Source organism: Mycobacterium sp. pV006 (assembly GCF_041287115.1).
In the GTDB taxonomy this organism is placed as follows: Bacteria; Actinomycetota; Actinomycetes; order Mycobacteriales; family Mycobacteriaceae; genus Mycobacterium.
The window spans coordinates 1-5199 of the sequence record NZ_JBGGKT010000038.1; the positions used below are offsets into that span (position 1 = coordinate 1).

Below are 5199 nucleotides of genomic sequence, written 5' to 3' on the forward strand. Positions count from 1 at the left end.
CTTGAAATCCGTCATCGTTCCGTCCGTCCAATCTCCGCCAAGCATGCTCAAGCTTCACGATTTTTGCAACAGAGCCCGCTGATCCACACCGCGCTTCCCGAAGGCGCCCAGCCGGGCGCGCAGTGGGTGGAGGGTTCGGAGGGCAAGGTGCGCGCGGCGGCGGTGCTGATGCCGTTCGCCGGCATCTGCTTCCTGTGGTTCATCGGAGTGGTGCGCGACGGATTGGGCAGGTTCGAGGACAAGTTCTTCGCCTCGGTCTTCCTGGGCAGTGGGCTGCTGTTCCTCGCGATGATCTTCGTGTCGTCTGCCGTGGGGGTGGCGTTGGTGGCCAGCCGCGGCGCCGACTACGGAGCCGATGTGCACGTGTTCGGTCAGGCACTGCTGATCGCGCTGTCGAAGACCTACGCCCTGCGAATGGCAGCGGTGTTCATGATGTCGCTGGCCACCATCTGGCTCAAGACCGGCCTGGTGTCGCGGGGGCTGGTGATCTTCACCTACGTGGTGGCGCTGACGCTGTTGGTGGCCAGTGATGTGACGGTGTGGCTGACGCTGGCGTTCCCGGTCTGGGTGCTGATCGTCAGCGTGCTCGCGCTGAGCAAGGCCGGGCTGATCGACCTGCACCGCGACGGCGACTGATTCCCGCTGTCGGCGAGCAGGTTTGGGTGTCGTCCGCCTACGGATCGCCGGGGTCGATGACCCGTTCACCGGTGGTGCAGGTTGTTGGTGCGGGACTGGCCGCAGTCGAGGTGCGGGGGCGGAATCCATTCGGTGACGCCGTCTGTGGGGCGGTTTCTTGTGGTCCAGCCGGCGGTCTCGACCATGCGGTTGTTCGGACCGCACGCCAACGTCAGGTCGTTGATGTCGGTGCGGCCGCCGTCCTTCCAGTCGTGGTTGGCGTGATGCACCTGGGAACGGTACGCACTGGCGGTGCAGCCGGGCATGGTGCAGCCCCGGTGTTTGGCCAGCAGCATGAGTCGCTGCGCGAGGGTGGCGGTGCGGCGGGCCCGGCCCAGGTGCAGAGGTAAGCCCTTGCCGTCGAACAGCGCGAGCCAGGGCCTTGAGTGGGCGGCGAACTTCAGGACGTCGGCGATGGGCAGCAGCGTACCGCCGGCGGTCAGCCCGTGGCCGGTGCCCTTCTCCAGATCAGTCAGACTCACGGTGATCACGACATTCGCGGGCAGGCCGTTGATGGTGCCGGTCGGCTGCGTGGTGAGCATGCGTTTGCACAGCGCCAGTAGCGCATCGTGATTGCGCTTGCCGGCGGTGCGGGTGTCGTTGTGTATCTGTTGCTCGGTGGGTTCGCCGTCGAGGCAGGGGTGCTCGTCAGCGGGGTTGCACATCCCCGGGGCGGCGTTGCGCTCCATCAACGGCTCTAAGGTGGCCCACGCTTCCGGAGTCAGGAGTCCTTCGAAGGGGCGCATCCCGTCGGGGCGTTGCTTACCGACCCGGATGTAGGCCAGGGCTTGACGGTCCTCATCGGAGAGCTCCCCGTCCTGATTCAGCAGATACAGCATGTGCGCGGCGGCCTTGCGGAACGCCTCAGGCCCCAGCTCACAGGGGCGTGTCAGATGGTTTGTGTAGGAGCTGCATGAGCCAGATGGAGCACGATGATGTCCATGGTTGTTCGGCAGGACAGTCAGGCCGGTGACGGCGATAACGGCGAGGAAGTAGACCGGCTGGAGTCAGGCCGGCAGGCGTTCGAGGCGTTGAAGGCCTCGGGCGGTTTCGACGACGTACTAGCCAAGATCGACGCGGGTGAGCTGCAGCTGACTGGCGAAGGTGGCTTTCTGCAGGAGATGGTCAAGGCGGTCCTGGAGCGCGGCCTGCAGACGGAGCTGACCGGCCATCTCGGCTACGACAAGGGCGATCCCGCTGGGCGGGTACTTCCCAACGCCCGCAACGGTTTCAGCGCCAAGACAGTCTCCAGCGAGGTCGGCGACGTCACCCTGGCCATTCCACGTGACCGCGACGGCAGCTTCATTCCGATGCTGGTTCCGAAGGGCTCGCGGCGCATCGGTGGACTGGATTCGATGATCATCAGCCTCTATGCCGGCGGGATGACCGTCCGCGACATCGAGCACCATCTGGCCACCACGATCGGCACCGAGATCTCGCGGGAGACGATCAGCAAAATCACCGACGCGGTGCTCGAAGAGGTCCTGGAGTGGCAGCGCAGGCCCCTGGATCCGATGTACCCGATCGTCTACCTGGACGCTCTGGTGATCAAGATCCGCGACGGACATCAGGTCCGCAACAAGTCCGCTCACATCGCTGTCGGAGTCGATATGGACGGGATCCGCCACGTGCTGGGGATTTGGGTTCAGCCCACCGAGGGAGCGAAATTCTGGGCTGGAGTGTGCGCTGAGCTGGCCAATCGTGGCGTCAAAGACGTCCTCATCGCCTGTGTGGATGGGCTGACCGGCTTCGGCGACGCGATTGCCGCGACGTGGCCGCAGACCATCGTGCAAACCTGCACGGTGCATCTCCTTCGGTCGTCGATGCGTTTTGTTGCCTACGGCGATCGCAAACAGGTGGCCTCTGCGTTGCGCCTCATTTACACCGCGCCCACCATCGATGCCGCGGAAATCGCTCTGCACGAGTTCGCCGCGTCCGCTTGGGGGAAGAAGTACCCGACTACGGTTCGGGCCTGGGAGGCAGCCTGGGAACGCTTCATTCCGTTTCTGTCGTTCCCGCCGGCCGTCCGCAAAATTATCTACACCACCAACGCCATCGAGTCGCTGAACTATCAACTCCGCAAGATCATCAAGAATCGTGGTCATTTCCCGAATGATCAAGCGGCAGTGAAGCTTTTGTGGCTTGCGATCTGCGATATCGAAGACAAACGCTCCCGAGAACGCGTTCGTCACCGCGACCGAACGACGCCCCAGCGGTACAAGCAAAGTAACCGTCTCGTCGAAGGCGCCATCGTCACTGGGTGGAAGCACGCACTAGGCGCCCTGGTCCTGGCCTACCCAGACCGACTAGAGCCATACATCTACTAACCAACGTACTAACCAACGCGGCTCATACACAAAAGTCTTGACAAGCTCGCTCACAGGCATGCTGGGCCAACTGGGCCTCGACATTCTCCCGGGTCTGGAAGTCCACGAACCCGGGCAGCTCACGGAAGAACCACCGCAGATGCTTGATGTGCTCGGCGCCGATCAACCCCTGCGCCTGACCGCGGGCAAACCCCGGCATCGTGGGCGCCAGCGGTTCACCGGTCAGCGAGGTCCGCGGCCCGAACAGTGCCGCCTCGTCCAACCGCCGGTGCGCCTCCGAGGTGGAGATCCGCAACCGCTGCGACAACACCGCGGCGTAATTCTTGGCACCCAAGGCCACCGGTGAACTCTGAGACGTGATCCGCTGATACACCCGATGATCGAGCACCGGCTGCGCACGAGCGATAGCTTCACGACGCTGCTGCATATCCAACAACTCGGCATCGGTGAACGCGTCGATGGACAGCCGATTCATCTGCGCGGTCAGCTCTTCGATCTGGGCCAGGGCAGCCAGCATCGCCTCCCTGTCTGCGACTGCCGAGCTACCCATGTCTCGAACATACGTGCGACCACCGACAAGAAACCCAACGCTGTGGCGTCAGATACTGATGTGAAACAGGGGTTTTCACCCCCCGTCGACACTGCACTCACCGCGACCGCCACTCGCACTTCTTCGCGCTCAGTGCAGTGTCAACGATGGATCATTCGACGATGCGGAGCGCTCCAGAGGGGCAGAGCTGCACGGCTTTCCGCGCGTTGTCCTGCTCGGCTGGGGGCACGTCCTCGACCAGCAGTACCACGATGCCGTCGTCGTCCTGGTCGAAGACCGCCTCGCTGTTCATCACACAGACCCCGGCGCCGATGCAGACGTCGCGGTCGGCGCGCACCCTCACCAGGCCACCTGAAGCGACTGCAGCCCGTAGATGAAGTGGAAGGACCGGAACGCCACGTCGTCGAAGGGTTCGTCGAGGCGCAGGGTCGGGAAGCGTTGCAGCAGAGCCGGAAAAGCGATCTTCATCTCCATCCGGGCCAGCGGTGCGCCCAGGCAGTGATGGACACCGTGGCCGAACGCCAGATGTCCCATCGCGCCGCGGCGGACGTCGAATACCTCCGGGTTGTCGATGAAGCTCGGGTCGCGGTTGCCCGACGGTAGTGAGACGACCACCAGCTGGTGCGCGGGAATCTGCACCCCGGCGATCTCCACCTCGTTGGTGGTGATGCGGGGGATGCCCGAATGCACGATCGACAGCCAGCGCAGCAGCTCCTCCACCGCCGGACTCACCGCATCGGGGTCATCACGCACCAGGGCCAGCTGATCCGGGTGCTGCAGCAACGCCAGGGTGCCGAGGCCGAGCATGTTGGAGGTGGTCTCGTGACCGGCCACCAGTAGCAGGCTGCAGATGCCCACCAGCTCGTCGTCGGTGAGCTCGGATCCATGCTCGCGCACCAGCATTCCGAGCATGTCGTCACCGGGGGAGCGACGTGCGCCGGCCACCAGCGCCTGCATGTAGGCACGCCCGGCGCGCTGCAGCTCGAAGCGTTCCTCGATCGGGATCGACAGGTCGAGCTGGCGGCTGGTGCGGTGCTGGAAATCGTCGCGGTCGTCATACGGCACGCCCAGCAACTCGCAGATCACCAGTGACGGGATGGGCAATGCGATGTCGGTGACGAGATCACTTGGTGGACCGGCCTTTTCCATGGCGTCCAGATGCTGGGTCACGATCTCGGTGATCCGTGGCTCCAGGCGCTTCATCCGGCGGCCGGTGAACTCGCCGGTGAGCATGCGGCGCAACCGGGTGTGCCTGGGTGGGTCCAGGCCCAGCAGGTTGCCGGACTGGGCGGCGCGTTGTTCTTCCTCGGACACCTCGGGTGCCCCGGGTACGACGAACCCTGGCGGGCGCTCATTGGAGAACCGCTCCGGATCGGAGAGCACCGTCTTGATGTCGTCGTGGCGGGTCACCAGGTACACCGGCATGCCGAAAGCGTTGATGACGGTGCGCACCCCCTCGGTCTCGCGGATCTCGCCGAGGGTGGGGATGGGGTCGAAGTCGACACGCTGCATGTGCAGCGGAGGTGAGGCAGGTGCCTGGGTCATGGTGTCGACGGTACGCGCGAGGCGGCTCTGTTGCAAAAATCGTGAAGCTTGAGCATGCTTGGCGGAGATTGGACGGACGGAACGATGACGGATTTCAAGTGG

At 64.2% G+C, this 5199-nt stretch carries 6 protein-coding genes; 2 read left to right on the plus strand and 4 right to left on the minus strand.

All coding sequences use genetic code 11. From position 1 onward, the window contains the following. Positions 1–63 precede the first annotated feature (63 nt). Positions 64–636: a hypothetical protein gene (locus tag ACAG25_RS24595; RefSeq protein ID WP_370491047.1), complete on the plus strand. Its 573-nt coding sequence runs from the start codon at positions 64–66 to the stop codon at positions 634–636. Between the two features lie 65 nt (positions 637–701). Here the strand turns inward: ACAG25_RS24595 and ACAG25_RS24600 are convergent, their stop codons facing one another. After that, the gene (locus ACAG25_RS24600) at positions 702–1655 is read right to left on the minus strand and encodes an HNH endonuclease signature motif containing protein (RefSeq protein ID WP_081282016.1); all 954 of its coding nucleotides are present in this window, start codon (positions 1653–1655) and stop codon (positions 702–704) included. Between ACAG25_RS24600 and ACAG25_RS24605 the strand changes: the two genes are divergently transcribed. Continuing rightward, the gene (locus ACAG25_RS24605; RefSeq protein ID WP_171504881.1) at positions 1617–3002 is read left to right on the plus strand and encodes an IS256 family transposase; all 1386 of its coding nucleotides are present in this window, start codon (positions 1617–1619) and stop codon (positions 3000–3002) included. The genes ACAG25_RS24600 and ACAG25_RS24605 overlap by 39 nt on opposite strands. Positions 3003–3024: 22 nt before the next feature. Here the strand turns inward: ACAG25_RS24605 and ACAG25_RS24610 are convergent, their stop codons facing one another. The 3 genes from ACAG25_RS24610 to ACAG25_RS24620 form a co-directional block, all read right to left on the minus strand. Further along, the gene (locus tag ACAG25_RS24610; protein WP_064850776.1) at positions 3025–3552 is read right to left on the minus strand and encodes a DUF222 domain-containing protein; all 528 of its coding nucleotides are present in this window, start codon (positions 3550–3552) and stop codon (positions 3025–3027) included. A 151-nt stretch (positions 3553–3703) separates the two neighbouring features. Further along, positions 3704–3895 carry a ferredoxin gene (locus ACAG25_RS24615; protein ID WP_064850777.1) on the minus strand — a complete coding sequence of 64 codons (192 nt, stop codon included), beginning with the start codon at positions 3893–3895 and terminating at the stop codon, positions 3704–3706. Beyond that, on the minus strand, positions 3892–5097 hold the full coding sequence (locus ACAG25_RS24620) for a cytochrome P450 (protein WP_064850778.1): 1206 nt from the start codon (positions 5095–5097) through the stop codon (positions 3892–3894). Before ACAG25_RS24620 ends, ACAG25_RS24615 begins: the two co-directional genes overlap by 4 nt. Positions 5098–5199 lie beyond the last annotated feature (102 nt).

Bases quoted from the DNA above. Each gene is read 5' to 3' on its own strand.
- ACAG25_RS24605 (WP_171504881.1), top strand. From the start codon at position 1,617: ATGGTTGTTCGGCAGGACAGTCAGGCCGGTGACGGCGATAACGGCGAG.
- ACAG25_RS24610 (WP_064850776.1), bottom strand. From the start codon at position 3,552: ATGGGTAGCTCGGCAGTCGCAGACAGGGAGGCGATGCTGGCTGCCCTG.
- ACAG25_RS24620 (WP_064850778.1), bottom strand. From the start codon at position 5,097: ATGACCCAGGCACCTGCCTCACCTCCGCTGCACATGCAGCGTGTCGAC.